Annotated in this window: 37 protein-coding genes; 24 read left to right on the top strand and 13 right to left on the bottom strand. The window is 62.4% G+C overall.

The window, feature by feature from the left end; genetic code table 11:
* Positions 1–20 precede the first annotated feature (20 nt).
* From AC0L2H_RS26020 to AC0L2H_RS25960, 13 genes are all read right to left on the bottom strand, one after another.
* Positions 21–317: a hypothetical protein gene (locus AC0L2H_RS26020; protein WP_473592890.1), complete on the bottom strand. Its 297-nt coding sequence runs from the start codon at positions 315–317 to the stop codon at positions 21–23.
* A complete protein-coding gene (locus AC0L2H_RS26015; protein ID WP_473592889.1) occupies positions 314–757 on the bottom strand; it encodes a hypothetical protein in 444 nt (147 codons plus the stop codon). Before AC0L2H_RS26015 ends, AC0L2H_RS26020 begins: the two co-directional genes overlap by 4 nt.
* Positions 754–3,279: a hypothetical protein gene (locus AC0L2H_RS26010; RefSeq protein WP_473592888.1), complete on the bottom strand. Its 2,526-nt coding sequence runs from the start codon at positions 3,277–3,279 to the stop codon at positions 754–756. The genes AC0L2H_RS26015 and AC0L2H_RS26010 overlap by 4 nt, the downstream gene beginning before the upstream one ends.
* Complete coding sequence (locus AC0L2H_RS26005; protein ID WP_473592887.1) at positions 3,280–3,819, bottom strand: hypothetical protein; 540 nt, start codon at positions 3,817–3,819, stop codon at positions 3,280–3,282. It lies immediately after the preceding gene.
* Positions 3,820–3,821: 2 nt separating this feature from the next.
* Positions 3,822–4,478: a hypothetical protein gene (locus AC0L2H_RS26000; RefSeq protein ID WP_473592886.1), complete on the bottom strand. Its 657-nt coding sequence runs from the start codon at positions 4,476–4,478 to the stop codon at positions 3,822–3,824.
* Positions 4,479–4,684: 206 nt separating this feature from the next.
* Positions 4,685–7,141 carry a phage tail protein gene (locus tag AC0L2H_RS25995; protein ID WP_473592885.1) on the bottom strand — a complete coding sequence of 819 codons (2,457 nt, stop codon included), beginning with the start codon at positions 7,139–7,141 and terminating at the stop codon, positions 4,685–4,687.
* Positions 7,142–7,198: 57 nt separating this feature from the next.
* Entirely contained in the window at positions 7,199–7,786 is a 588-nt protein-coding gene (locus AC0L2H_RS25990) for a phage connector family protein (protein WP_473592883.1), read from the bottom strand.
* A 231-nt stretch (positions 7,787–8,017) separates the two neighbouring features.
* Positions 8,018–8,266, bottom strand: coding sequence for a hypothetical protein (locus AC0L2H_RS25985; protein WP_473592882.1), 249 nt, complete (start codon positions 8,264–8,266; stop codon positions 8,018–8,020).
* Positions 8,267–8,792: 526 nt separating this feature from the next.
* Positions 8,793–9,446, bottom strand: coding sequence for an outer membrane protein (locus AC0L2H_RS25980; protein WP_473592880.1), 654 nt, complete (start codon positions 9,444–9,446; stop codon positions 8,793–8,795).
* Positions 9,447–9,711: 265 nt separating this feature from the next.
* Positions 9,712–9,885: a hypothetical protein gene (locus tag AC0L2H_RS25975; RefSeq protein ID WP_473592878.1), complete on the bottom strand. Its 174-nt coding sequence runs from the start codon at positions 9,883–9,885 to the stop codon at positions 9,712–9,714.
* A gap of 205 nt (positions 9,886–10,090) precedes the next feature.
* On the bottom strand, positions 10,091–10,360 hold the full coding sequence (locus tag AC0L2H_RS25970; protein WP_473592876.1) for a hypothetical protein: 270 nt from the start codon (positions 10,358–10,360) through the stop codon (positions 10,091–10,093).
* A gap of 7 nt (positions 10,361–10,367) precedes the next feature.
* The gene (locus AC0L2H_RS25965; protein WP_473592874.1) at positions 10,368–10,688 is read right to left on the bottom strand and encodes a hypothetical protein; all 321 of its coding nucleotides are present in this window, start codon (positions 10,686–10,688) and stop codon (positions 10,368–10,370) included.
* A gap of 58 nt (positions 10,689–10,746) precedes the next feature.
* Positions 10,747–11,478 (bottom strand): LexA family transcriptional regulator, encoded by a 732-nt coding sequence (locus AC0L2H_RS25960; RefSeq protein ID WP_473592873.1) that lies wholly within the window; start codon positions 11,476–11,478, stop codon positions 10,747–10,749.
* 185 nt (positions 11,479–11,663) lie between these two features.
* Between AC0L2H_RS25960 and AC0L2H_RS25955 the strand changes: the two genes are divergently transcribed.
* The 24 genes from AC0L2H_RS25955 to AC0L2H_RS25840 all read left to right on the top strand — a co-directional run bounded on the left by AC0L2H_RS25955 (position 11,664) and on the right by AC0L2H_RS25840 (position 23,137).
* Positions 11,664–11,969 (top strand): helix-turn-helix domain-containing protein, encoded by a 306-nt coding sequence (locus tag AC0L2H_RS25955; RefSeq protein ID WP_473592871.1) that lies wholly within the window; start codon positions 11,664–11,666, stop codon positions 11,967–11,969.
* A 61-nt stretch (positions 11,970–12,030) separates the two neighbouring features.
* Positions 12,031–12,867, top strand: coding sequence for a ParB/RepB/Spo0J family partition protein (locus AC0L2H_RS25950; RefSeq protein ID WP_473592870.1), 837 nt, complete (start codon positions 12,031–12,033; stop codon positions 12,865–12,867).
* Positions 12,867–13,328: a hypothetical protein gene (locus tag AC0L2H_RS25945; RefSeq protein ID WP_473592868.1), complete on the top strand. Its 462-nt coding sequence runs from the start codon at positions 12,867–12,869 to the stop codon at positions 13,326–13,328. The genes AC0L2H_RS25950 and AC0L2H_RS25945 overlap by 1 nt, the downstream gene beginning before the upstream one ends.
* Before the next feature lie 11 nt (positions 13,329–13,339).
* Positions 13,340–13,462, top strand: coding sequence for a hypothetical protein (locus tag AC0L2H_RS25940; RefSeq protein WP_473592867.1), 123 nt, complete (start codon positions 13,340–13,342; stop codon positions 13,460–13,462).
* On the top strand, positions 13,459–13,626 hold the full coding sequence (locus AC0L2H_RS25935) for a hypothetical protein (protein WP_473592866.1): 168 nt from the start codon (positions 13,459–13,461) through the stop codon (positions 13,624–13,626). The genes AC0L2H_RS25940 and AC0L2H_RS25935 overlap by 4 nt, the downstream gene beginning before the upstream one ends.
* A complete protein-coding gene (locus tag AC0L2H_RS25930; RefSeq protein WP_473592865.1) occupies positions 13,623–13,931 on the top strand; it encodes a hypothetical protein in 309 nt (102 codons plus the stop codon). Before AC0L2H_RS25935 ends, AC0L2H_RS25930 begins: the two co-directional genes overlap by 4 nt.
* Entirely contained in the window at positions 13,928–14,221 is a 294-nt protein-coding gene (locus AC0L2H_RS25925) for a hypothetical protein (protein ID WP_473592864.1), read from the top strand. The genes AC0L2H_RS25930 and AC0L2H_RS25925 overlap by 4 nt, the downstream gene beginning before the upstream one ends.
* Positions 14,218–16,470 carry a transposase gene (locus AC0L2H_RS25920; RefSeq protein ID WP_473592863.1) on the top strand — a complete coding sequence of 751 codons (2,253 nt, stop codon included), beginning with the start codon at positions 14,218–14,220 and terminating at the stop codon, positions 16,468–16,470. The genes AC0L2H_RS25925 and AC0L2H_RS25920 overlap by 4 nt, the downstream gene beginning before the upstream one ends.
* Positions 16,471–16,553: 83 nt before the next feature.
* On the top strand, positions 16,554–17,300 hold the full coding sequence (locus AC0L2H_RS25915) for an AAA family ATPase (RefSeq protein ID WP_473592862.1): 747 nt from the start codon (positions 16,554–16,556) through the stop codon (positions 17,298–17,300).
* Complete coding sequence (locus AC0L2H_RS25910) at positions 17,297–17,887, top strand: MarR family transcriptional regulator (RefSeq protein WP_473592861.1); 591 nt, start codon at positions 17,297–17,299, stop codon at positions 17,885–17,887. The genes AC0L2H_RS25915 and AC0L2H_RS25910 overlap by 4 nt, the downstream gene beginning before the upstream one ends.
* Positions 17,884–18,273: a transcriptional regulator gene (locus AC0L2H_RS25905; RefSeq protein WP_473592860.1), complete on the top strand. Its 390-nt coding sequence runs from the start codon at positions 17,884–17,886 to the stop codon at positions 18,271–18,273. Before AC0L2H_RS25910 ends, AC0L2H_RS25905 begins: the two co-directional genes overlap by 4 nt.
* Before the next feature lie 2 nt (positions 18,274–18,275).
* Complete coding sequence (locus AC0L2H_RS25900; protein ID WP_473592859.1) at positions 18,276–18,596, top strand: hypothetical protein; 321 nt, start codon at positions 18,276–18,278, stop codon at positions 18,594–18,596.
* On the top strand, positions 18,593–18,880 hold the full coding sequence (locus AC0L2H_RS25895; RefSeq protein WP_473592858.1) for a hypothetical protein: 288 nt from the start codon (positions 18,593–18,595) through the stop codon (positions 18,878–18,880). The genes AC0L2H_RS25900 and AC0L2H_RS25895 overlap by 4 nt, the downstream gene beginning before the upstream one ends.
* Entirely contained in the window at positions 18,867–19,142 is a 276-nt protein-coding gene (locus tag AC0L2H_RS25890; RefSeq protein WP_473592857.1) for a hypothetical protein, read from the top strand. Before AC0L2H_RS25895 ends, AC0L2H_RS25890 begins: the two co-directional genes overlap by 14 nt.
* Before the next feature lie 10 nt (positions 19,143–19,152).
* Positions 19,153–19,806, top strand: a complete 654-nt coding sequence (locus AC0L2H_RS25885; RefSeq protein WP_473592856.1) for a DUF3164 family protein — start codon at positions 19,153–19,155, stop codon at positions 19,804–19,806.
* Positions 19,807–19,811: 5 nt separating this feature from the next.
* Entirely contained in the window at positions 19,812–20,168 is a 357-nt protein-coding gene (locus AC0L2H_RS25880; RefSeq protein WP_473592855.1) for a hypothetical protein, read from the top strand.
* Between the two features lie 3 nt (positions 20,169–20,171).
* Positions 20,172–20,375 carry a hypothetical protein gene (locus AC0L2H_RS25875; protein WP_473592854.1) on the top strand — a complete coding sequence of 68 codons (204 nt, stop codon included), beginning with the start codon at positions 20,172–20,174 and terminating at the stop codon, positions 20,373–20,375.
* A 295-nt stretch (positions 20,376–20,670) separates the two neighbouring features.
* Positions 20,671–20,856 (top strand): hypothetical protein, encoded by a 186-nt coding sequence (locus tag AC0L2H_RS25870; RefSeq protein ID WP_473592853.1) that lies wholly within the window; start codon positions 20,671–20,673, stop codon positions 20,854–20,856.
* A 21-nt stretch (positions 20,857–20,877) separates the two neighbouring features.
* A complete protein-coding gene (locus AC0L2H_RS25865; protein ID WP_473592852.1) occupies positions 20,878–21,486 on the top strand; it encodes a regulatory protein GemA in 609 nt (202 codons plus the stop codon).
* On the top strand, positions 21,483–21,836 hold the full coding sequence (locus AC0L2H_RS25860; RefSeq protein ID WP_473592851.1) for a DUF7694 domain-containing protein: 354 nt from the start codon (positions 21,483–21,485) through the stop codon (positions 21,834–21,836). Before AC0L2H_RS25865 ends, AC0L2H_RS25860 begins: the two co-directional genes overlap by 4 nt.
* Positions 21,836–22,069, top strand: a complete 234-nt coding sequence (locus tag AC0L2H_RS25855) for a hypothetical protein (protein WP_473592849.1) — start codon at positions 21,836–21,838, stop codon at positions 22,067–22,069. Before AC0L2H_RS25860 ends, AC0L2H_RS25855 begins: the two co-directional genes overlap by 1 nt.
* Positions 22,069–22,515, top strand: coding sequence for an ASCH domain-containing protein (locus AC0L2H_RS25850; RefSeq protein ID WP_473592848.1), 447 nt, complete (start codon positions 22,069–22,071; stop codon positions 22,513–22,515). The genes AC0L2H_RS25855 and AC0L2H_RS25850 overlap by 1 nt, the downstream gene beginning before the upstream one ends.
* Positions 22,512–22,772: a hypothetical protein gene (locus tag AC0L2H_RS25845; RefSeq protein WP_473592847.1), complete on the top strand. Its 261-nt coding sequence runs from the start codon at positions 22,512–22,514 to the stop codon at positions 22,770–22,772. The genes AC0L2H_RS25850 and AC0L2H_RS25845 overlap by 4 nt, the downstream gene beginning before the upstream one ends.
* Entirely contained in the window at positions 22,769–23,137 is a 369-nt protein-coding gene (locus tag AC0L2H_RS25840) for a winged helix-turn-helix transcriptional regulator (protein ID WP_473592846.1), read from the top strand. Before AC0L2H_RS25845 ends, AC0L2H_RS25840 begins: the two co-directional genes overlap by 4 nt.
* Positions 23,138–23,168: the final 31 nt, after the last annotated feature.

The raw sequence follows: 23,168 nt of genomic DNA, 5'->3' as shown, positions 1-23,168 counted from the left end.
CGCATGCTCCGTGCGATCGGTCAGAAAATAACCAGCCGGCTGAGGAAGAGGTGTATCCAAGTTGCAGGCCTATACATCACCTTGAAGTTCCGGCAGTACCCTTTCGTCAAGGAATTTGAGATGTCGATCCAGCATTTCAGCATTGGCTGGAAATTGACCGGGATTAACTCCGCCACTGACTTCCCCTGCCGCCCGGCTTCAACCCACTCTTCCATGGCGCCGATATATCCATCCAGCGCCTCGTGTGTAGTCTTGAGGTCGTCGCCAGGAATATAATATTTTGCCGGAGACACATCGCCGACGATCACCCAACTCAACGCTGCTCGTGCCGAACGTCGAACGGTTTGATGGTAGCGGAAGGGAGACCTCGTTCATCAAACACATCGAAGACGCGTTCTGATAAGACGAGGTTCAGGTTCTGGGCGATACCGAAGTCATCGTGACCCGCCTTCCCGTTCACCTTCAGCCACACGAAAGACGGAAGCTCTACCTCGGGCTGAAGTTCGCGAAAATCTTCGGACGTTATGACTTCCACAGAGGCGAATGTCGCTCCGGTGAAGCCGATTTTTGACAATGCGTGCGCGGCGTCTTCCGTCACAAGGAAGCATGGAAAGCTTGTTATAAGAACGTCACCGAACCATCCCTCCATCTGGTACACAAGCTTGCTTACGACAGGGGGGTGTACACTTGTATCCATAACCGTACCGCGGCCTAAACCGCCAGCCACATCGGGCAGAATATCATAGTATCTCATCATTCACCTATCGGAGGATCGAAAAAATGTCCGTACTTTTTGTCGATTTCGGAAACATAATCAAGGACATTCTGACGGGTAGCATGAGGATTTTTCTTGTAAAAACTGTCCCACTCGTTCCGAATAACCTTAAGGTGCAAATTTATGTCGAACTCCTTTCGGATCCCACGAAGATTCTCGATTGAATTTAGTTCTTGCTCCGTAAAAAGCCCAGGATACTTGTCAAAAACTGCCTGCTCGACACCATGATGCACGACATAGTCGCTTTTGTTGAGACCAGGATTCGCGTCGAAGAAGGTTTTTCGATAGTCCTTTGATTTCGCCCATCCAACTTTCGCCCCGGCATGTTTAACAGTTGACGGGTCTCTGGCAAGCATCGCACCTAGTAGCGGGGTCTCAATGGCACTGTCGGATATTTCACCGGCTCGCGTCTTCCGGCGTACAGCTCGTGGCGAGACCGATCGAGCTAAGTCTTGTTGGAACCGAAAGGTTTCAGCGTCGACTCCGCGAACAAGCGCCTCGCCACCTTCGGCTAGGTCTGTCGGCAGCCTCGAAAATGCTGAGAGTTTCTCTACCCAGGGCTTGGCAATCTTCCCGGCGGCGCGTTGCAGGGGCATGGCCACCAACTTGCCGCTAGGAATTGCCCCTGCGGCATTCAGCAGCGCTTCGCTGTAGTTGCCTTCCAGCGCTGCATTTCCAGCCTTCTCCAGTGCAAACGACGTCCCCAACGGTGTGAAGTCGGCCACCGAGACGCTGTCTTCGCCGAGCCCGTCGGAGCCCACGAGCTTTTGCGCGAGAAGACGCCACAGGCTCCCCCGCTCACTGTCGCCGGCTATCAATCTCCCGAGCCACTCTTGATTCGTCGGGATGTAGTTGGTGAGTTCCGCGTTTGCCCGCGATCGCCCCGGCTCGACAGTGTTGGCTAAGTCGAGCAGCATCATCGGGTCGACTACAGCTGCCCGGACCGACCTGTCCGTTATACTGTTGTCCGTTTGGGACGCACTGGTCTGAAGCAGGTGGCTCAGCACCGCTTCGCGCGCGGCTTGACTCGGTGGCGCCATGAACACATTGCGCAGCTCTGCGGTCTGGTCTTGCGGCTGGGCCTTGAGTTTGCCGACAATGTCCTCTGCAGTTGAATTGGGTAGCGGCTGGGCGGTCTCAAAACCCAACTGCTGCTGGGCGGCGATAGAGCCGATGATTGCCGCCTGATAATCTTCTGGCTTCGTCAGATTGTTCCAGGCGGCATCCAGGTTCGCGAATACCTTGCGGACATAGCCGCCCGGATCGGCCTGCCTTGCCTTGAACGTCAGCTCCGCAGCTGTGGCGATAGCGTCGTAACGCGCCTTGTCCTCTTCCGGCGTTGGACTGTCTGCCGTGGGGTCGGCGTCTTTGACCATGGCCCGCACGGCGCTATTCGACAGGTCGCGCATGCCGTGGAATTGACGACTAACCTCAATGGTCCTGCTGAACGCTTCGAAGCGCCTGGCGCCGTCGGTGGCGCCATAGAGAGCGACGAACTGTTCCGGCGTTGGGATCGGGCCGGAATAGGTTCCAGTGTCCCTGATGGCGGCCGGCGCATTCTGCTCGGCCAGGCTAATGTTAGTGCGTGTTTCGACTTGCCGCATCGCGTCGGCAGCTCGGGCCTGCTGGACCAACGCTGGGCGGTCTTCGGGCGGAATGTCCTCCCGAAAGGCCTGCACCACCCTTTCGTCCGGCGTAAGCTTGCCAACGCGATGGCCTTTGGATGCCAGTGCGCCAGACCCGGTCGCTTGTGGTCCGCCGACAGCCTCGACGGTATCGTCCTTGGTCCTGCCGCCGTTGACCGACCCCGGGCCCAGCATCTCAGCAGCGCGCTTGGGGTCCTGCGTTATCATCGCCTGGACGAGCGCCTTGGCCGTGTTGCTGCGCCAGGCAGCCTCGGCCGCTTGCCTGGTAAGCGGGTTGCCGATCTTGCCGATGAAGTCGAAGCCGCTCTGCCGGATCTCCTCGAACGTTGCGGTATCGTTCGGGTCGCTCTGTGCGATGGAGCCGGTGTAGAAGTTGTCGACCTTGGTCCACTCGGCATGCTCATAAGCGTCGCGGCGCGTCTGCTGCCTGGCGGCCATGCGCGCGGAGCCAACCGAGCGCATGACTTCCTTCTGCCCGGTGAAATTGGCGCGTTGGCCCTCGGGCACTTTCGGCAGTGTGCTGTCGAAGAGTTCATCGAACAGGCCGGGCTTGATCACCTGGCCCGTGCGCGGATCGACCTGGCCGTACATGGCGTCGTGCAAACCGCTGCCATCGGCTGGCGCGTTCTGCACCGCCTCGTCTTCGGCTTGCGCGATCTGTCCGTTCAAGCGCCGGCGGGTGACTTCGACGTCGAACGCCTCCTGCTGCTCTTTCCGCTGTTGGTAGCGCTCCGCGACGGCGGAAAGCTCGTCGCCAAAGCCTTGCATGGCTTCGCCGACGGGCGAGCCGTTCGGATAGGAAACCACATTGCCGGTGTCGAGCCGGCGCTGGGCAAGCTGGAGGGGAATGGTTGCCATTTAGCTGTTCCCTACCCAAGAAGCTCTGAAGGGTGAGGCCCTGAGCGCCGAGCTGCCGAAGATCACGGCGCGGCTTGGCGCCGTGCTGGCTGCCGCGCTTGGGGCCTTCGTCGGATCATGGATTTTGGAGAGGCCACCAATGAGAGAGTTGCCGGCCTTGAAGATGCTCGCCGTCGCCGCCTGCTTGCCGGAAAAGCGCGAGATCGCGGCTTGGGTGCCGAGACTGTTCCGGCGCAGTTGCGAGCCGTACTGGATCGCCTTGAGGTCGAGCTGGCCCTGCCTCGCATTGGCGGCCAGCACCTCGGTCGGCGAGCCTGCCATGCCGACGCCGGAAGCGCCCGCCTGGGCGCGCGCCTGTGCCTGCAAGAGTTCCTGCTTGTGGCGCTCCTGGCTCTGTTCGAAGGCCGCACTTTGGGCCTCGGCTTGGCGCTGCTGCTCATAGGCCTTGGCCTGATAGTCGGCCATCTGCTTCGACTGCTGGCCTTCGACCAGCGCGCCGCCAACCGAAAGAGCGGTGCCGAGAAGAGCTAATGTGCACATGGTCAGCCTCGCTCGCCGGCCGGAATGAATTTGCTCTTGACGCCTTCGACCGGCGCGCCCAGCGCCGGGCGCGGATCGAGCGCGCCGCCGGGGCTGAGGAAGGAAAGCAGGAGCCTGTCGGCCTGGATTGCCGGCCGGCTGAGGCGGGCCGGTGCGGCGGCCCGCGCGCCGGCCATGGCTGTACGGCGGATGGTCGTCAGGTTGACCTTCAGGTCGGCGACGCCGGCGGCGTCGAACAGCCCATTGGCGGTGGTTATGGCGCGGCTCAGCGCATCGGCCTCGAACAGTTCCTGACGCAGCTGTTCGATCAACCGGTGGATGGTGCGCCAGCGCTGGCCGAGAGTGGTTGCCTTGGCCGCTGTCACTTCGCCAAGCGCCGCGACGTCGGCCCGGGCCTCGCTCCGAGCAGCCTCGGCACGGCGCCTGTCGGCGCCGTCGGCTGTCTTTTCGATGAGCGCGATTGCGTCGTTGCAGTCGTCGAGCGTGGCCCGCACGGCTGCCAGATCGCCGTCGCCGAAGATCGCGCGATCCTCGGCCTGTTGCAGTTCGTGCCTGCGGGCGATGGCGTCGTTGAGGTCGGTGTCGAGCAAGGCGATGACGGCAGCGAAATCGGCAGCCGTCCGCGCCCTGCCGAGATCTTCGGCATGGGGGTGGGTCACGGGGAGGTTCCTTGGTGGGGTGAAGAGCTGATCTCTCCCCTTGAGGGGGAGATGGCCGGCAGGCCAGAGGGGGTCGTCTCGCGTGAAGCGCCGGCGTCCTTTATCCGCGATCGAAGCGATAAGGGGCCGCGTCAGGACGTGCCGACCCCCTCTGTCGCCTTCGGCGACATCTCCCCCTCGAGGGGGGAGATTAGCAGCGCCTCGCCCTAAGGCTCGGCGTCGAACACCGGCGTGAACGCGCGGATCGTGCAAGGTGTCGGGTTCACATGCCGGATGCGCACCCTGCCCTGCCCTTCCCAGCTGTCGTCGATCGGCACCTCGACATTGCCGGTGAAGAGATCGGCCTTGCCGTCGGGCGCGACGACGCTGGGCATCCGCACCGTCTCCCAGCGCCCCCGCAGCAGGGACTGCACTTCGAGCCCGGTCGTGTCGGTCTCGAGCAGTGACATCATCACCTTGGCCACCTTCTTGCGGCGGCCGATGATGGAGCCGTCGCGGCCGCCGACATCGAGCTCCAGCGTGTCGGCTTGCGCCTGATAGGGAAGTCCGACCTGCCACGTCGTTGCGGTGGCGCCGCCGGGCAGCGTCACCTGGCCGGCGGTCACGACGAGGCCCTTGTAGACCTTGCCGCCGGCCAGCACGTCGACGCTCTCGCCGTCGAGATGATCGAGCCCGGAGACGACGTTGACGGCGGCGCCCGAATAGGAGAGCCCGCAATCGACCTGAAAGGCATCGTCGAGGCCGCCATATTCGAAGGGCGGCGTCATGATTTCGATCGTGCGTCTCGTCACGCCGGCGATGGTGCGTTTGACGAACAGCCAGATGTCGTCGACCCCGTTCTGGCCTGGCGTGACGGCGATGCTTTCAACGAACGCCCACTGCGAACCGGCGAAGCCGCCGCCGAGGCGATGCCGATGCATGCCGCGCACCTCTTGGCTTGGCTGATGCGTGTAGCCGCCGAGCTCGCCATTCTCGAGCGGGAACCACAGCACCGGATCGGGATCGGTCTGGAAGGCCAGTTCGACCACTCCCTTTTTCGGGATGTGCTCGGAAATCTGTCCTACATCGTCTGATGTGAAGCGGCCCGTCGACGCTTGCGTCAGTTCTGCGATCGAGCGGCGCGAACGCGTCACATAGAGGAACGACTGCCCGGCATCGACGGGGCGGATGCGGGCGCAGCCAAAGGTGCGCGAACGCCGGTTCTTGAACGAGGATGGCGTCAGCGCCTCATCGATGCCGGAGCCGGACAGCGCCCTGATGCCGCCCGAGGTGCCGATCAGCAGCGCGCCGTCGGAATCGGCGATCCAGACGATGTCGTTGGCCTGGCCGCCGCCGGCCTGGACGAACTCCAGCGCGTCGTCATCCTTCTCGCCCAGCGCGAAATTGTCGAAGTCGCCGGTGACCGAGGCATAGACCGAGAATTTGCGGCTGAAGGCCAGCCGTTCCTCATAGAGCGAGCCGGTCTCGACATATTTGCCGGGCACGAACGTGCCGAGCCGCCAACGCGTGATCGGGCTCAGATCGGGCAGCGCAAAACCATAAAGCTGGATTGTCACGACCGTCGTGCTGACACGGGAGATGATCTTTGCCCAGCGCCAACGGCCGTCCGAACCGAGAAGGCGCACCGCCCGGCCGACATCGCTGGTTTGGAAGCCGGTATCGTCGTTGATGCCGACGATCGAAGAAGCCGTGAGAGCGAACGGCGTCTGACTGGCCGCCGCCTTGTTCATCGTCACTTCGGCGAATTGGGACGACGTATTTCCATTGACGCTAAGCCAGCGAAAGCGATGGTATTCGTAGGGCGTCTTGTTGAAGAATTCATAGAACCGCGCTTCGCCACCGGTCCAACCGCTTTCCCCCTGACGGCTGTCGATGGTCGTCCATGTCGAACCATCGTTCGAGCCTTCAATCTTCCATGCGACCGGCTGGCGGTCTACGCGCGTGCCATCGGTCGTGGTGACGGTATAGCGATCCACGATGGCCTTGGCGCCGCCGGGCAGTTGATATCCGATAAAGCCAGCCGTGATGTTGTCGAAGAAGACGTCGGTGCCGCTATTCTTGTCGAAAGCCTGCCATGAGCTCGACGACCCGCCGGTCGACGTAACAGTGCCGGATGGCGAGCTCAGCCCAGCCATGTCCGGTGTCAGCGAACCGTAATCGGCGGGCGTTAGTGTCGTCGAGGTATCGTTGATGTCGTCATAGGGGCCATCCTCAAAGGGATAGTCGTCCAGCGTCCATGTCGTGTGCGCCGTGCGCGTCAGCACCTTTGGCGGGTAGTTCCTGTGGGTGATCCACATCTGGTCGGCCGACTGCACATAGGCGAGGTCGAACAGGTCCGCCTCCAGATAAGGCGACGCCACCTCCACCGTGCCGACGCGGGCGCCATAGGCGTAGACGCGGATATAGAGGTCGCCGAACTCCAGGCAGTAGGCTTGCTCGGAAGAGAAGACGAACGGGATGCCGCGCGTCTTTCCGGCTGCGTTCTTCACCTCGCCGACGAAGACAGTGCCGCCGCGCTTCCTGATGCCGCCATGCGGCAGGGTCACGAAATTCTCGCATTTGGAAAGCGCTGCCCGATAGAGGTCGAGCGAGGCGCGCGCATGCAGGCGCGGCGAGATCTCGCCGCGGGTGAAGACGTCCTGGACCGGATAAAGCGTCGTCATCAGCGAAAACCCTCAAAGCATGTCTCCCCCCGCGCAGCGGGGCAAAGACATGCGAAATCAAAAACGAAAGTCGCCGCGCTGCTGCGACCAGGACGCGGTGTAGAACCGGCCGCCACGCTGGATGGCATTGGCGGTGAAGGCGGCGTCCAGCGCCCGGTCATAGGCTGAGCGGGCGATATCGATCATGCCGGTCTTGTGGGTCAGCGGATGCGCGATCTTGATGGCGAGTGCCGCGACCAGCACCTCGCTGAACAGCGCATCCCAGTCGTTGGGGTCGGTGAGGTTGGCGAGGTAGCGGATGAGGCGCGGACTTGGCTGGTCGCAGTAGATCAGCCCGGCCTCCTGCCGCCAGGAGATCGGCACGCCGTCCGGCTCGCCATTCAAGGTCAACGGCAGCGGCCGCAGGCAGTCCACGGGCAGTTCATAGGCAAAATTCAAGGTGCCACTGCCGGTGTCGGCGCCGGCGACGGACGCCGACAGAATGGCGAACACCCAGGCGTGCTTGGTTAATTCCGCTTCGCGCGTCAGGTCGAAATGCAGATTGAGCAGGCGTGCTGCTTTCACATCCTGGTCGAGGCTGTCGATCGGCGCCTCGTCGAGCACGGCGAGCGCCATGTTGGCGATGTCGAGCGGGGTGATGGCCATGGCGTCAGGCCTCCGTCAACATGGTTGATCGGGCAAAGCAGGGCATGGTGGCCTCCACGGCAAAAAGCCGCTTCGAAGCGGCTGGAATTTGGTGACTTGTGTTTGGCGGAAGGTTCTCGCGCGCCGAACCCATCAAGGCGCCAAGAAGGAAGACGATAACGTTCCGATTTATCTCAGTTTCACGCCTCGCCGCGCGACGCTGCGAGGGCTTGCAGACTGACACCCACGGTATCAGCCGATGCTTGGATCAGTCGCGGACCGCCGCTTTTCCCTGGGTTTGGCGGGAGGGTTCGATTGCGGCCCTTCGGCACGTTTCGCCATCGCCAGACCCTTGTCCAGCGCCTCCTGCAGGCTTGTCGTATAGTAGGAGGTATTTTCCGGGCCGTTGAGGATATTAATGCGGTGCATCTCCCCCTTCTTGCGTATGGAAATGCCCGCCTTTCGTAGCCTTGCCTGAACGGTCTTGTACGTCAAATTCATGGTTAACCCCTGCCGAGACAAGGCAACATCGCCGTTCTTTGTAACTGGCCGGTGCCGGCAAATGATCAATGTGCAACAGGAATAAGGTGGCGAACCTCAAAGTTCGTCCCACGCAGCCCGACGAGCGGGTTTTCGATTCGCCACATCGACGGCCTAGGCCCATCGAGCTAATTGAATGGGGAGCCAAACTTGTCCACTATCGCTTCGACTTGTTTGCCGGCATTTGTCCTAACCCCGACGCCGGTCGGTAAACAAAGGCGGGCCCACTGTCCCTCGGGTCCGCCTTTTCTTTTTTGAAGGGCATTGCAACTGCCTCATGCGCCGGGCGGAGCGCCGACAGCTCTCCGCCCGCTTGCTCAAACCTCTGTCGTCCTCAGCGCGATGAACGTCATGTTCTTGACACTGGAGGCCGTGCGGCCCCAGTTCGCCAGCGGCGTCAGCCTGAAATCTGGTGATTGGCGGAACGCCGAAATAAAAACGCGCCGGGGATGTCCCGGCGCGCCAGCTGCGGAGCTCTGGCAGGGGCCTAGAATTTCATCGCGATGCCGACGCGGAAATCATGCGCCTGAAGCGTATGTTCGAGGACACAGCCACCGCCGCAATATTCCAGTGATTTCTTGCCGAAGAACGAGAAGTCGTACTCGCCGCGCAGGAAGACATTGTGGGTCAGCGCCACGTCGACGCCGGCGCCGACGATGCCGCCGACAACGGTCGCGTCGCGCTCTGCCGGACCACCCGGATAGAATGTCTTCAACTTCGCCGCCGTGACGCCTGCGGTCACGAAGGGCAAATAACGCCCCATGTCCATGCCAACCCGCCCCTTCAACGACCCGAAAAGGCCGGTCGAGACATCCAGCGTGCCAGGACCGGGAATATCGTCGAAGGTCGATTTCTTGAATCGGTAGCCGAGTTCGCCTTCGACGCCGTAGACGATGTTGCCCGACTGGAAATTGTAGCCGGCAAAACCGCCAACGGCCGCGGAGCCGACATTATGAGTGACGCTGTCGCCGATATTCGGCTCGTGGATCTTGTAGTGTTCGAGCGTTCCGGCGCCGAAGACGCCGGCATAGGGACCCTGCCAGGTCCATTCCGGCGTCTCGACCGGCGCTGTCATATCGGCGGCCACCGCCGGCGCGCAGAGCGCGAGCCCGAATACGCAGGCGAGCAATACAGATTTCATCGAATCCCCCAAGTTCCTCAAAGAATTTGCCAAGTTGCATTATCCGCGACTGGATTGCATTGTCTGTAGCAAAAAGATCACACAGCCTGGGACTATTTTGCTTCAGTAAATTTAGTAATGACGCATATAATTGAGCTTTGGCTGCCTCTATCCCGGCAGACCTTCCTGTCAGTTCTTGCGGACGACGATGCCCCTGCAAAGAAGGGCATCGTCGGCCGGTCGTACAGGAGACGGGAGTCACCCCCCACTTCCTATACTCAATCGATCAAACCTCGGTCGTCCTCAGCGCGATGAACGTCATGTTCTTGACGCTGGAGGCCGTGCGGTCCCAGTTCGCCGCCAGCGCCAGTTCCGCGTCGGTGGCGAATTCGCCGGCCGAGGAGGCGTCGAGGAAGCGGGTGCCCGGCACATGCGGCACGAAATGCCGGCGGCCGACCATTTGTAACGCGCAAGATCAGATGGCATTGGGCGGCTTTGGGCGGGATTAGGTGAGAATAGCCGGGAATTGGCGAGAGAAGCCCGGAAAGCAAGGGGTTGAGCGCTAAACGGCGGGGCCAGAAAGCCAGAAAGCCAGAAAGCGGCCGCGCAACTTCACTTGGCACCAAAACGGGCGGGGGCGCGAACGCGCGCAAGTTCGGATGGCATCAATTTGGGGGCGGCGACCAGCCGGTTGGCGTCGTGTTGGCGATGACTGTGATCGTCGCGCCTTTCCGGCCACATTCCCTACAGACAGCAGCCGCGCCGATGCGCGTCTCATTGATGTAAACGTAGTCTGCGCCAAACCGAGCGATCAGGTCGTCGAGGTCGAGGCGCGCGCTATGGCTGGAGTTTGGCGCCCGGCAGTGGGCTCGGAGGCCCATGCCGTGGCGCTTGAGATCGCCGAGCGTTTCGACCGTGGACTTCCAAAGTGCCATGGCGCCCTCAATTCAGGGCCGCCCGAGGCCGGAAGCCGTGCAGCGCGGCGTTGATGGCCTGCATGAGCGCCTCGGCGGGGCGCTCGAGCAAATGCAGCGTGCCGGGCTCGTCACCGGCAACGCCGCAGAGCGGCAGAACCTGGTAATCGCCTTCGAAATGCGTCTCGCCGCCTGCCATGAAGTTGAAGCCGGGAAAGCGGCCTTTCAGAAATGCCTCGACCTCCCGCAGCGCCCTCTCCGACCGGAAATCGGCCACGGGCGGCACTAAAACGACGAAACTTGTGACTTCGTCACCTTCCGAGCCAGCTATATCGATTGCGAAATCCATGCGCCCCTCCGTTGAATGTTCTCATTCTGTTCCACGGAGAAGCAAGAGAGTCAATCGGTCAGAGCGTGCCCCCTGCCCAGCGTACGCGTCCACCTATGATCAGCTCCGGCTGCTCGGCCAGTGGCACTTCCTCCGTCTGGTAGCGAGGGTTGTCGCTTTTTATCAGCAACACCCCGGAACGCAGCATTTGCAAGCGTTTCAGCCGCACCAGGCCGCCATAAACGAGCACATAAATCGCCTCGTCGATGAACTCGCGGATTGAAACGTCCACGATCATCAGGTCGCCATCGTTGATGGTTTCCCGCATCGAATCGCCCTTAGCCACCATCAACCGCGCAAACTTGGGGCTGACGCCAATGCGACGCAGCCATTCCTCCCGGAACGCGAAGATATCGGGCTCGCTCTCCTCATAAAGGTCAAGGGTGCCAGCGCCCGCACTTGGCCGGATTTCGATCTTCGGCACCGGCACGAAGCCGAACGGCAGTCCGCCCTCCTTGAGGGTGAGATAGTTCGGTTCCGACGAACGCATCGGCCCTTTTCCGGCCGCAAGCCAATCCAGCGTGACGTTTGCCGCCTCGGCAATCACCAGGAGATTGTCCAAGCCCGGCATGGAGCCCAACAAGTAGCGCCGGATGGTCGAATCCCCAATTCCCGACCTTTGCGCAAATGCGTGAGGCGATTCGTCTCCGAAGGCGAGCATCAACCTTTCCGCAAAGGTGGAACTCCCCTCCTTCGAACTCTGACCGACCGTCAGAGTTCCATGTTCTGCGTCTTCCAAGTCGATAATCATAGCGTTTTCAAAACCTTAGACGCCAATTGCCCGCTTTGCGCAAACTCTCGAACTCTGACGCGCAAAAGTTTTCGCAATCCGGTTGATCACTTTGCGCAATTGTGCGACATTAGTCGCGACTAGTGTTGTTTAAACATTTAACCATCCGGCCCTCTCCAAAGGTCCGGACGATCGGTGGAGCCGCCATGAACACGCCTCAGGTGTGGGACCGTCACGCCATCAATGCCGAGCTTCGGCGCCGTGGCATGACCCTGACCGGGATCGCCCGCAGTGCTGGCCTTTATCCCAGCTGCTGCAGGCAAGGGATTATCGGCATGAGCCGCCCAGGTGCCCAAGCCATCGCCACTGCCCTGGGCATCCCTTTTCGAACCCTGTTCCCGACTCTCTACACCAGAGGCCGTCATGACGAGGTCGACACTACCAGCACGGCCCGTCGCAGCGGAAGTGCAAAAGTTGCACTCATTTTAGACGGCACGACCAGCCCTCCCTGACGCCTCTGTCTAGCGCAACCGCATTCGCGGACAGCCGAAAGCCAATCAGGGAACTGCCGACGTGACACCGATCAAGATCAAGATTGCCGAAATCAGGGTGCCCGCGAGCCGGCGCCGGCTCGATCCCGCCTGGGTCGCGACGCTGATGGCAGACATGGAAGCCGGCAATGGCCACATGGTGCCCATCGAGGTCGTTCCGGAGAAGACCGAGGGATACCAGTACCGGTTGATCTTTGGTGGCCATCGTCTCGAAGCCGTTCGCCTCCTCGGGCGTGACGAAATCGCCGCCTTCATCAAAGACCCAAAGGACGTGGCGACGGAAGCGCAAATTCGCAAACGCGAGATTGCCGAAAACCTAATCCGCCGCCAGCTCTCTGTCCTCGATCGTTCGAAGGATATCGCTGACTGGCGCGACATCTACGACGCCGAACACGGCACCGGCAAAACTGGACGCAAGAAGAAGGTTCGTGAGATCGTCGAGGATGACGAGTTGAGTGCAAACTTTGCACTCAATTTCTCGGAGGCAGCACAGACCGTCCTCGGCATATCACGCCGCAGCGTCTTCCATGCGCTCAAGATAGCCACCATTCCCGAACCGATCCGGCAGAGCATCTCGCTTCACCCGGTCGCAAACAGCCAGACCGACCTGCTGCTGCTCGCTTCCGAGCCGGTGGAGCGGCAAGGCGCTATCGCCAACCTGCTGCTCGCCGAACCTGCGGAAGCATCGACCGTAGCCGATGCGATCGCGCTGCTCGACAGGGCGCCAGCCCCATCAAGAGAGCCGCGCTGGCAAAAACTCGCGGGCGACTTCTCCAAGATGAAGGAGAGCGAGCAGGACAGGTTCTTTGAGCTGCACGAAGCGGCCGTCCAGCGGTGGCTGAAAGGCCGGCAGCCCTGATGGCCAAGACCCGCCGCGATACTCAGACACTAAACCTGTTCCGCGACTATCAGCCGGCCCCGGTGGTCGAGCGCTTTGACGCGAACGCGGTGCAGGCCTGGTCGCTGGCGGGGCGGTTGTCCAAGGCGGTCAGCCTCACCCTCAACGAAGCCGAGATGAGCCGCGCCGATATCGCCAAGGCGATGTCCGAGCACCTTAAGGACGATGTCTCAAAGGCAACGCTCGACGCCTACGCCAGCCAGGCCAAGGAACAGCATTCAATCTCCGCGCTGCGGCTTGCCGCGCTGGCGTCGGTGACCGGCGACGTGCGCGCTCTCAACACCCTTCTGGAAGATGCCGGGATGATCGTCGTCCCCAAAAAATACGAGGCGCTGATCATGCGCGAAATGGCTGACGAGGCCATCGAGCGGGCGACCCGAGACAGGCAGGCGTTCGACGCACAGTGGAAAGCAAAACGATGAAAGGCTTTCACATGAAACGCGCAATTCTCGACCTGGCGCAAGACGTCGCCGGTTTCCTCGCCATGGCCGCATTCCTGGCCTTCGCGCTCTACGGCTCGGCCGCCCTATCCCTCGCGATAAAGGCCGTCCAATGAACACCTTCCTGGTCATCGGCATCAGCGCCGCGATCGTCTACGCCATCGTCCTTTATGGCGTGCATCGCCTCTACACCGCGCAGATCGCCCGCCGCGCCGCCACCGGCGCCGCGTTCCGCAAGCGAGTGCGCAAGCACGTCCTGCGCGGAGGCATCTGGTCATGACACCGCATCGCTGCGCCATGCCGGAATGCCTCGACGACGCCACCGGCATCTTCTGTCCCAATCACTACATCGCGCTGCCGCCTAAGCAGGCGCAGTGGCTGGTCCGTTGGCAGATCAAGATGATGCGGTGCGAGGACACCGACACCAAGCAGCACATGCGCGACCAACTGCACGGCTACACCCAGGAAGCTGTGCGCACCCTCCAAAATTCCGGGGCGAAGTCCTCCCAAGCCGCCTCGGAGAGCGCCCGCCATCCAAGCCCCACTGCGGTGGCGGGCGCCGACCAATCACAGGTCTCCCCATGATCGAAGCCCGCCTAGACCTCCTCGAAAAAAACCGCGCCGACATCATTAGCAACCTGATGATGTTGTGGTGGGACGATGACCTCTGCTTGCCGACCGACTTTTATTTGGCGATTGCGAACGCGCCGTCCGTCACCAAGGAAGCGCTGAAGGCCGGGCTGCTGCGGGGACGACTGAAGCATCGCGGAGGCGGTTTGGTCGGGCGCCTGGAACTGACCGCCGAAGGCCGTTACCTCGTCCGCCGGATGCTCCAGCGCATGCGTGCCGCACGCTCGACCGAGGTGGTCGCGTGAAAGAGTGGTTGACTGCCCGCGAGATCGCCGCCGAGGCGCTGCCGGATCTGCCGCAGAGCGAAAGCGCTGTCATCCGGCTGGCGAAGCGTGAGGGCTGGGACGATCGCCCCAGGCAGGCGCGCCCGCGCTCCGGCCGGGGCGGCGCGACCGAATATCACCTCTCGCTCTGGCCGACGCTCGCTCAGGTCACCTATCAGCAGCGCCACATCGTTATCGAGCTGCCCTTTAAGTCGGCCAAAGCCGCGCCCGACACCAGCATGACGGCGCGGGCACAAAAGGAACGCGATGCCCGCCTTGCAGTCGTAGCCGCCTTCGAGAGATTCTCGCGCGGCCTCAAGCTCGGCTACGCCACGCGGGTCCAGGTCTTCACCGACAAGTACAACACCGGATCGCTCAACATCGACGAGTGGGTTCTGGACATCGTCCCGGCCCTGTCGAAGCGTTCGCTTGCCCGCTGGCAATCGCAGAAGCGCGACGGCAAGGTCAACGCGCTCGGTCACGATCCCGCGACCGCGCGCAAGGGGACCGGTGTCCTCGAAACGGCCAATGACGGCGCTGTCCGCGCCTTCATGCTGGCACTGATCGCGCATCAGCCGCACCTCTCCGGCCATCACGTCCGTACCATGTGCCGATCCGAGTTCGGCGAGACGTTGAAGGCGATTTCAAAGGGCGTTGAAACGGTCATTCCCATGCCACCCGTCCGGACCTTCCAGCATGCGCTGAAGGGCTTGAAGGAAAATCACAAGGTCGAGCTGCTGAAGCTCACCAATCCCGACCGCTACCGTTCGCATCTCGCGCCGGCCGGCGTCGGCATGCTTCGGCACGTCACCGAACCGAACCAGCTCTGGCAGATCGACGCCTCGCCGGTCGATGCGCTCTGCACCGACGGGCGGCATTCGGTCTATGCCTGCATCGATATCGCCACGCGCCGAAGCGTCTGGCTGCTGTCGCGCACGCCGCGCGCCTCGGCTGTCGCGCTGCTCATCCGTAAAGCCATCCTGGCGTGGGGTGTGCCGGATGTCGTCAAGACCGACAACGGCTCCGATTTCGTCGCTCAGGATACGCAACGCCTGTTTGCCTCGCTCGGCATTGAGGCGGAAACGTCGGACGCCTATTCGCCCGAGCAGAAGGGCCATGTCGAGCGCGTCATCAAGACGTTTCAGCACGATGTCGGGCCGCTGCTGCCGGGTTTCGTTGGCCACTCGGTCACCGACCGCAAGGCGATCGAAAGCCGCAAGAGCTTTGCCCAACGCCTTGGCGAAAGCGATGCCGAAGTGTTCGGCGTCACGCTGACCGGTCCGCAGCTGCAGCAGCACATCGACGATTGGGCGACCACGGTCTACCAGCACCGGCCGCATGCCGGCCTGAAGAATGCCACGCCTTTTGCCACCGCGCTCGCATCCACCAGCGAGCCGCGCCGGGTCGACGAGCGGGCTCTCGACCTGCTTCTGATGCCGGTCGCGGGCTCAGACGGCCAGCGCCTGGTGGGCAAGCTCGGCATCCGCATCGACGGCCGCCACTACATGACGCCGACCATCATGCCAGGCACCGCCGTCTTCGTGCGCATGGACCCGAATGATGCCGGTAGGGCCTATGCCTTCGCCCAGGACGGTGCCGAGTTCCTCGGCGATGCGATCTGCCCCGAACTGTCAGGCATCCATCCCGAGACCCTCGTCCGCGCCGCCAAGGAAATCCGCCACGAGCTGGTCGACGATATGACCCGCGACCTGAAGGCGAACGTCAAAAAGCTTGCCAAGGGTTCACCGCTGATCGAGCGCGCCCTGGAAGTCGCCCGCCGCGACATGCCGAACGTCATCCCGCTGCCAAAGCGCGACCAGGCGCATTCGACACCGCAGATCGCTGCGGCGATCGAGGCGCTTGGCGAAAGGCTCAACCCGAGCCAGCCACTCGATCCACGAGCCGCAGCTGCCCATCGCCGGCTGATCGACGAAATGCAGGCCGATGACGAACAGCGGCTAGTCGCCGAGACCGAAGCGATCATGCGGCGTCGGCAGGCCGAAATCGAAGCGGCGCGCACCGCGCATCTGCCGAAAGACGAGAACGTGGTGGCGCTGCCGGAAACGCCGAAGGAGCGCTACCGCCGCGCGCTTGTTTTCCGCCAGCAGCTCAACGCCAACACGCTGCCGGCCGACGACGCGGTCTGGCTGGGTGGCTACGAGCAGTCGCCCGAGTTCAAGTCCCACAAGGCCATGCATGAAGATTTTGGTGAAGCGTTCTTGTCCCCCTGAGTAACGGAAAAGCCCGGTCGGCAAACCGGGCTCTCCGCAAAGAGATCGCCGCCAGAGCGGCAAACAGAACAACGAGGAAGATGATGACAGAACTGCTCAAAGTCAATCGGCCGGCGCCGCTGAAGAACGTTTCCGCCTTCGCCACGCTGCTCGAAAAGATGGTCAACCGCGACCCGGACCTGCCGGGGCTCGCCGTTTTCTCCGGACGATCTGGCGATGGCAAGACCAAGTCGGCGGTCTATGGCGCAAATAAATATCGCGCCGCGTATGTCGAATGCGGCCAGTATACGACGGCACGCTCCCTTCTCGTGGAGATCCTGAAGGAGCTGGGCGAACAGCACCCGCGCGGCTCGATCGAGGAGCTGAAGACCAACGCCATCATGCTGATGGCGGGCAACCCCCGCCAGCCGCTGATCATCGACGAAGCACACTTCATCGCCAAGAAGCGCTTCGTCGATTTGCCGCGCGAGCTGTCCGACAAGTCCGGCGCGGCGGTCATCATGATCGGGGAGACACTGCTACCGAAGTATCTCGAAGAGTTCGAGCGCGTGCACAACCGCGTGCTCGAATGGCTGTTGGCCGTCCCGTGCGACGCCGAGGATTTCGGCCTGCTGATCGCCAATCGCTGCCCCGGCATCGAGATCGCGAACGACTTGGCCGCCGCGATCCTCGACAAGACCCAGGGCAATACGCGCCGCATCGTCGTTAACCTGACGAAAGTGGTCGAGGCGAGCCAGATACTCGGCACCAAGAAGATCGACCTCGCGACATTCGGCGGCGTCGGCGCGATCTACAGCACCTCGAAATTCACGCCGAGGAAGTTGGCATGAGCGCGCGCGGCATCATCGACATCGTGCAGATGAGCCTTGCAGTCCCGCGCGGCGAGACCGGCTACTGGTCGATCATTCGTGACCTCGATCGCAACGGCCCCTGGACGGTGCGGCAGATCTGCGAGCGGACGAACGTCAAGACCCAAGCGGTCGGCAGATACGTCCGAAAGCTTAAGCTCGCGGGCATCGCCGAAGTGGTCGAAACGAGCGGGCATGTCGGCAGCGGCAATATCCCGGCGACTGTTGTCTACCGGCTGGTCAAACGGCCTCTTGTCGCGCCTCGGATCAGACAGTCAGGCGAAATATACGAGAAGAACATCGACCAGCTCTGGCGGGCGATGAAGATGGCCAAGGTGTTCAGCGTCGCCGAGCTGGCCGGTCTCTGCCCGCAGGTGCCTCCGCGCTCGGTAGAAGCCTATCTCTACGCACTCTCGACGGCCGGCGTCGTGGCGGGCACGCCGAAACGCTACCGGCTCGTCCGCAACATCGGCCTCCAGGCCCCCAAGGTTCTCGGCACCAAGGCTATCTACGATCCGAACGCCAAGACCGTCATCGGCCAGCCCGTGGCACGAGAGGTGCAGCCATGAACCGGGGACCGGTCAAGAACAGCCGGCCCGACGGTAGGTCCTTTGTCGAAAAGGCGATCGAGGCGCACGGCGACCCGCTGCCCGACTGGCTGGACGAGCTCGCCCGGCTTGCTGACGCCGAAGGCCTCGCCGGGGCCGAGAAGCGCGTCGGCTACAGCCGCTCGGCGGTGTCGACCATCATCAGCGGCAAGTATCCGGGCGATGTCGGCCGCTTCGAGGAAATGACGCGCGGCGCGCTGATGTCGCTCACCGTCGAATGTCCGGTCCTGGGCGAGATCGGCCGCGACCGCTGCCTCACCGAACAAAAGGAGCCGTTCCGCGCCACGTCGCGGCACCGCGCCCAGCTTTTCCACGCCTGCAAAATCTGCCCCCAAAGGAGAAAATAGTAATGGGCCTGAAGATGTCCCTGGAACTGTCGGACGGCTTGTCCGACCTGCGCCGCCTGTTTTCCGAGTTCGAGCATGAGCCGCGTGTCCTGGCGCCCGATGACGCAAGGATGCTGTCGCGCATCATCACGGATCTCGGCATCAAGGCGCGCGACATGGAGAACCGGCTGAGCCGGCTCCTATGGAACGAGCAGGCTCGCGCCGAGCGGGCGGCTGACATCGACCATATCGCCGAGGCGGTGTGCCGGCCTGGATCGAACGTGAAGCTGTTTCCGGTTATTCCCAGGCCGTTCTCTGACGGCCGGCCGGGAGGTGCGGCATGAGCAACTTGCAGGAAGCCGAAGCCCGCGCCGCGAACATCGTCAAGCACCTGTTGCCGGTGCTGACGGCCGAGCTGATCAGAAAACCGGAGCCCCGGCCGCTGACCGACCAGGAGCAGGCAATCATGACCGCTTGCGGCGAAGTCGGCCGCGCGATCGACCGCTACGACAACGCCAGATATTCGAACACCGCAGCGGAGCGCCGGGCGCGGGCCACACTGGAAACCGCCGCCCGCAATCTTCGCAAGCTGATCGACCTGCGGGAGGGCAAACATGCCCGCAAGTGAGGCCCTCTTAGCCGCGGTTGCAAAGCTCGACATGATCGACCTTTGCAGCCAGATCATCAGCAATCCAGAGCGCAACGCACCAAGGGCTTCGGTTGCCGAAATCTACGCCCTAGCGAAGGCCACGGAAGGCCTTTGGGCGATCGCTCTCGATGCGAGGCTGCTGATCAGCGCGCTCGATACCGGAAACCACAACGAGGTGGTTCTGCTGACTGCCGCCTTGCGAGATCAGCTTACGCCACTGAGCCCAATCCCCACTCGATAGGAAAGCGACAATGCAAGCAGCAACTGAAGCCACCATCCTCGCCACCGGCGCCGTCGTCGTCGGCGGCAAGTCCTACATGCCCGACGCAAAGGGTAACCTTGTGCCGGTCGAAGCCATCAAGGCAGCCGACAAGCTTGAGGATGAAACCGTTCGGAAGATCCTTGGCTATGCCACCGATCTGTCCGCCCAGGTCACGCGGTTCAAGGAACACACCTTCGACGATCTCTCGGCCTTCGAAGCGCTGCTCGCCCAGGACTACGGCGCGAGCAAGGGCGGCGCCAAGGGCAACAAGACGTTCATGACCTTCGACGGGCTGAAGAAGGTCACCGTCCAGGTCGCCGACCTGATCGCGTTCGGCTCACAGCTTCAGATCGCCAAGGGCCTGATCGACGAATGCCTGACCGAGTGGTCGGCGGACAGCCGCACCGAAATACGCGCCATCATCTCCCGCGCTTTCAATGTCGAAAAGCAGGGCCAGATCAACCGTACCGAAATCCTGATGCTCCTACGCCTCGATATCGAGGACGAACGCTGGCAGCGGGCCATGGAGGCCATCCGCGCCGCCATGCGCGTCATCGGCTCCAAAACCTATGTCCGGTGCTACGAGCGCGACAACCAGAGCGAGGAGTTCCGCCCCGTCACCATCGATCTGGCGAAGGCATAACCGCCATGACCATGCTCTGGATAGAAACCCTTGAGCGCATTGTTGCGCTTCTCGACGAGAAGCTCGCCGAAGCCGACGCCGAAAAAGGCGAGTTCAGCCATGCCGACTATTCGGCCTGGCGCGCGCGGGTCGACGCCGCCGAGGCGAAGCTGACCAGCTTCTTCACTGGCCAGGAAGGCGCCCGGTTTAAAGCCGGCAGCGAGCATTCGGTGAAGATGGCCGGCCTTCGGGCCACCTCAACCAGCAGCGTGACCGTAGCGCTCGGGAACTGGCGCACCGCCGCCACGAAGCAGATCGCCAAGGCGGACGGCTTCAACCCGCATGGCAGCGGCCCGGTCCCGATCGAGCCGAGGGAGGTTTGAGCCATGGTCGGCGAAATCCAGAGAATAGAGGATGCGCTGGTCAAGGCGCTGCGCTTCCGGGGACACGGAACCGAAATCACTTCGATTGACGGTGAACGGATCGCCTACCTCTACGACTACTCCTGCCCGAGTGAGAATGGCGGACATATGCGCGTCGAGATCAACCTCTCACGGGTGGCCCGCGATATGGAGCGCGAGCTGTCATGAACACAGGAACCACAGTCCTTAACCATCATGTGGGTAGCAGCGGGAGAGGCCTTTTTTTCTCTTTGTGCCTTCGCCCTTTCGTGCCTATCGTCACCCTGCTTCGCGAAAAAGGCGGAGCCGGGTTTGGTAGCCCGACATGGAGCGTCCTGGTCGGGCGACGCGGGAAGCCGAAAGGCTTGCCGTTTCCATGCGGTCTACCAACCTGCGTTCGTCCGGCCACCAGGGTGGCCTGCGTGCGCGATGGCAGCAACACCCTCAATCTCACCGCAAAGGCCCTTCCCGGGGGGGAAACTAAATGTCAGGAACTCTACAGCCGATCGACCGGCTGGATTACGCATTGCTTGCTTTCGAAGGGCTCAACGACCTCGTCGCGTCTATGCCCAACCTCCAAGAAGTTCAGAGCGAAAAGCTCTCGCTGCTCTACAGCCTGGTCGCGGACGAGATCCGGAACTGCGCCAGGGAATTGCGCCGCAAACAATGATGGCATCTGCGGGGTCGCGTCATGACCCCGCTCGCTGCCATCCATGTGGCCAACAAGCAGCTCGGCCTCGACGAGGACACTGCGCGCGATCTCTATGAGCGGGTCACCGGCAAACGCAGCCTTCGCCAGATGAACGACCGCGAGCTGAAACTCATCATCACCGAGCAACGCGAGCGAGGTTTCAAGCCGGCTGAAAAGGGCCTTCAAGGGCCGTTCGCGAAGAAGCTGCAGGCGCTATGGATCGCTGCCTGGAACCTCGGCATCGTCCGCGATCGGCACGATGCCGCCATGCTGTCGTTCGTCAAGCGGCAGACCGGCATCGAGCACACAAGGTTCCTGCTGGACGGCGAGGATGCCGCCAAGGCGATCGACGCCCTTAAAGCGTGGATGACGCGAGAGGCCGGCGTCGACTGGAGCCAGTCCGTCAATACCGCCGAATGGCTACGGCCTACAGGTGCAAAGATTGCACTCGCGCAGTGGCAGCTCCTCTCAGTCGCAAAGGCGGTCGACCCCAAGGGCTTCCGCAAGTTTGTTTGGGACAAAGCGAAGCCGCTCGACCAGATGACCGATCGTGACTGGCCGGCCGTCATGAATGCGCTCGGCGACATGGTCAGAAAGGCCCGCCCATGAACAGCCGCCCTGTGCTTTCGCGCGAAGACCGTGGCTGGCCGCAAACCTGGTCGGCCGCCACCCGCATCTATCTCGACTGGACCATCGGCCTGATTTCCGTCGAACACGACGGCGCCATCACCTGGGACGAGCTGCAGGCCATCAAAGACCACCTTGCGGGAACTGTCGCCGTGGCGATCGAGATCTACCCGCCGGCCGCGCGCGTCGTGAACAACATCGCCATGCGGCACCTCTGGCTGCTCGGCGACGACGATTGTTGGCCCGATCTCGGCCGCGAAGGCGCAGCCAAGCCGGTCAGCCTTCGCGACCGCTACCTGGCGGCGCAGATCTCGGCTGGAGGGTCGCGCTGATGTTCCGCTTCTGGAGTGGCAGGGACTTCCTCCGCTGCAATAGCGGCTGGGCCATCGGCTTCTATATTTTTCGGCGACGCGCACAGCCAGGCGAGATCCGCTGGCGCCTGTCCTATGAGGTCGGCATCTCGTTTCGGCCGTTTCGCATCATCAATCACTTGCGGCTTTGGCCAGCTTGGTCGGACGAGCCGTCAGCGCTTGCCGAATACGAACGCACCATGAGGGCGCGCTGATGGTGGCCTATAGCTTCAAGGCCATGTTCGGCCCTCAGGTGTCGGGCCTTATCAAGCGCCACACAGTGCGCGCCGACCGGAAGCGGCACGCCCGGCCGGGCGAGCGGGTGCAGCTCTACCAGGGCATGCGGACCCGCAACTGCATCAAGCTAGTCGATCCCGACCCTATCTGTGTCCGCGTGCTGCCGATCGCCATCGTGACCACGCCGCTCCTGGACGAGTTCATTGGCTCGATCGTCATCGACGGCCGATCGCTGCATCGTGACGAGATTGAAGCCTTTGCCGCTGCTGACGGCTTCGCGATCGACCACGTTGGCGACTGGAAAGCGAAACGGCTGGGCGAAGGGTTCGTCGGATCGGCCCGCTGGAACATGGGAGCCTTTTGGGAAGCCGAGCATGGTGCCGGTTTGTTCGAGGGCGTCCTCATTCAATGGGAGCCAGCATGAGTGATCCGGTTCGCGTTTCCGACCACGCTGTGCTGCGCTTCATGCAGCGCGTGCTAGAGATCGATGTCGAGCAGTTGCGCAGCCTCATGGCAGAGGGCTTGACGCGCCATCAAGGGGCGCCATGCGTGCGGACGATCGGCGCCCGTTTCCTGATGATCAACGGGCGCGTGGTCACAGTGATCAAGGGCAACGTCGTTCCCGGCGACGAGGTGCTCACCGACCTCCTGCGGAGAGCCCAAGAAGAGGGGCGGGCTTGAGCGAGCACGGCCTCACCGACGCTCTGCTGCGCCTGCTCGGGCCAGCCGGCCTCATCAGGCTGGCCGAGCAGCATGGGGGCACGCGCCTTTACATCCCCGCGACGCCGGAACGCGGAAAGCTCGCCGACGAGCTGGGCATCGAACTCGCCGCGAAACTCTCCAGGCGCTTCGGCCGCGACTATCTCAATGTCCCGCTGGTGCGCGAGCTACGCGCGCGCCACTACCGCGCCGCAGGCTCGTCCAACGCGGATATTGCACGAAAGCTCGGATTGTCGGAGAGTGCGGTGAACCGGCTTTTCCAGCGTATGGAAAACGTGCCCGCCAAAGGCAGCGGTGATCCGCGACAGCTCAAGCTTTTCGGCTGATGCTCCTGATGGCTACCGACGTAGCCATGCC

It is taken from the genome of Mesorhizobium sp. WSM4871, from assembly GCF_055811295.1.
The sequence above is the reverse complement of the archived record's forward strand: the minus strand, read 5'-3'. Positions and strand labels throughout refer to the sequence as shown.

What these genes read in the sequence shown, in the direction of transcription:
- AC0L2H_RS26015 (WP_473592889.1), bottom strand. Translation starts at nt 757, where the DNA reads ATGATGAGATACTATGATATTCTGCCCGATGTGGCTGGCGGTTTAGGC.
- AC0L2H_RS26010 (WP_473592888.1), bottom strand. Translation starts at nt 3,279, where the DNA reads ATGGCAACCATTCCCCTCCAGCTTGCCCAGCGCCGGCTCGACACCGGC.
- AC0L2H_RS26005 (WP_473592887.1), bottom strand. Translation starts at nt 3,819, where the DNA reads ATGTGCACATTAGCTCTTCTCGGCACCGCTCTTTCGGTTGGCGGCGCG.
- AC0L2H_RS25995 (WP_473592885.1), bottom strand. Translation starts at nt 7,141, where the DNA reads ATGACGACGCTTTATCCGGTCCAGGACGTCTTCACCCGCGGCGAGATC.
- AC0L2H_RS25990 (WP_473592883.1), bottom strand. Translation starts at nt 7,786, where the DNA reads ATGGCCATCACCCCGCTCGACATCGCCAACATGGCGCTCGCCGTGCTC.
- AC0L2H_RS25985 (WP_473592882.1), bottom strand. Translation starts at nt 8,266, where the DNA reads ATGAATTTGACGTACAAGACCGTTCAGGCAAGGCTACGAAAGGCGGGC.
- AC0L2H_RS25980 (WP_473592880.1), bottom strand. Translation starts at nt 9,446, where the DNA reads ATGAAATCTGTATTGCTCGCCTGCGTATTCGGGCTCGCGCTCTGCGCG.
- AC0L2H_RS25975 (WP_473592878.1), bottom strand. Translation starts at nt 9,885, where the DNA reads ATGGTCGGCCGCCGGCATTTCGTGCCGCATGTGCCGGGCACCCGCTTC.
- AC0L2H_RS25970 (WP_473592876.1), bottom strand. Translation starts at nt 10,360, where the DNA reads ATGGCACTTTGGAAGTCCACGGTCGAAACGCTCGGCGATCTCAAGCGC.
- AC0L2H_RS25965 (WP_473592874.1), bottom strand. Translation starts at nt 10,688, where the DNA reads ATGGATTTCGCAATCGATATAGCTGGCTCGGAAGGTGACGAAGTCACA.
- AC0L2H_RS25960 (WP_473592873.1), bottom strand. Translation starts at nt 11,478, where the DNA reads ATGATTATCGACTTGGAAGACGCAGAACATGGAACTCTGACGGTCGGT.
- AC0L2H_RS25955 (WP_473592871.1), top strand. Translation starts at nt 11,664, where the DNA reads ATGAACACGCCTCAGGTGTGGGACCGTCACGCCATCAATGCCGAGCTT.
- AC0L2H_RS25945 (WP_473592868.1), top strand. Translation starts at nt 12,867, where the DNA reads ATGGCCAAGACCCGCCGCGATACTCAGACACTAAACCTGTTCCGCGAC.
- AC0L2H_RS25940 (WP_473592867.1), top strand. Translation starts at nt 13,340, where the DNA reads ATGAAACGCGCAATTCTCGACCTGGCGCAAGACGTCGCCGGTTTCCTC.
- AC0L2H_RS25935 (WP_473592866.1), top strand. Translation starts at nt 13,459, where the DNA reads ATGAACACCTTCCTGGTCATCGGCATCAGCGCCGCGATCGTCTACGCC.
- AC0L2H_RS25930 (WP_473592865.1), top strand. Translation starts at nt 13,623, where the DNA reads ATGACACCGCATCGCTGCGCCATGCCGGAATGCCTCGACGACGCCACC.
- AC0L2H_RS25925 (WP_473592864.1), top strand. Translation starts at nt 13,928, where the DNA reads ATGATCGAAGCCCGCCTAGACCTCCTCGAAAAAAACCGCGCCGACATC.
- AC0L2H_RS25915 (WP_473592862.1), top strand. Translation starts at nt 16,554, where the DNA reads ATGACAGAACTGCTCAAAGTCAATCGGCCGGCGCCGCTGAAGAACGTT.
- AC0L2H_RS25910 (WP_473592861.1), top strand. Translation starts at nt 17,297, where the DNA reads ATGAGCGCGCGCGGCATCATCGACATCGTGCAGATGAGCCTTGCAGTC.
- AC0L2H_RS25905 (WP_473592860.1), top strand. Translation starts at nt 17,884, where the DNA reads ATGAACCGGGGACCGGTCAAGAACAGCCGGCCCGACGGTAGGTCCTTT.
- AC0L2H_RS25900 (WP_473592859.1), top strand. Translation starts at nt 18,276, where the DNA reads ATGGGCCTGAAGATGTCCCTGGAACTGTCGGACGGCTTGTCCGACCTG.
- AC0L2H_RS25895 (WP_473592858.1), top strand. Translation starts at nt 18,593, where the DNA reads ATGAGCAACTTGCAGGAAGCCGAAGCCCGCGCCGCGAACATCGTCAAG.
- AC0L2H_RS25890 (WP_473592857.1), top strand. Translation starts at nt 18,867, where the DNA reads ATGCCCGCAAGTGAGGCCCTCTTAGCCGCGGTTGCAAAGCTCGACATG.
- AC0L2H_RS25885 (WP_473592856.1), top strand. Translation starts at nt 19,153, where the DNA reads ATGCAAGCAGCAACTGAAGCCACCATCCTCGCCACCGGCGCCGTCGTC.
- AC0L2H_RS25880 (WP_473592855.1), top strand. Translation starts at nt 19,812, where the DNA reads ATGACCATGCTCTGGATAGAAACCCTTGAGCGCATTGTTGCGCTTCTC.
- AC0L2H_RS25875 (WP_473592854.1), top strand. Translation starts at nt 20,172, where the DNA reads ATGGTCGGCGAAATCCAGAGAATAGAGGATGCGCTGGTCAAGGCGCTG.
- AC0L2H_RS25870 (WP_473592853.1), top strand. Translation starts at nt 20,671, where the DNA reads ATGTCAGGAACTCTACAGCCGATCGACCGGCTGGATTACGCATTGCTT.
- AC0L2H_RS25865 (WP_473592852.1), top strand. Translation starts at nt 20,878, where the DNA reads ATGACCCCGCTCGCTGCCATCCATGTGGCCAACAAGCAGCTCGGCCTC.
- AC0L2H_RS25860 (WP_473592851.1), top strand. Translation starts at nt 21,483, where the DNA reads ATGAACAGCCGCCCTGTGCTTTCGCGCGAAGACCGTGGCTGGCCGCAA.
- AC0L2H_RS25855 (WP_473592849.1), top strand. Translation starts at nt 21,836, where the DNA reads ATGTTCCGCTTCTGGAGTGGCAGGGACTTCCTCCGCTGCAATAGCGGC.
- AC0L2H_RS25850 (WP_473592848.1), top strand. Translation starts at nt 22,069, where the DNA reads ATGGTGGCCTATAGCTTCAAGGCCATGTTCGGCCCTCAGGTGTCGGGC.
- AC0L2H_RS25845 (WP_473592847.1), top strand. Translation starts at nt 22,512, where the DNA reads ATGAGTGATCCGGTTCGCGTTTCCGACCACGCTGTGCTGCGCTTCATG.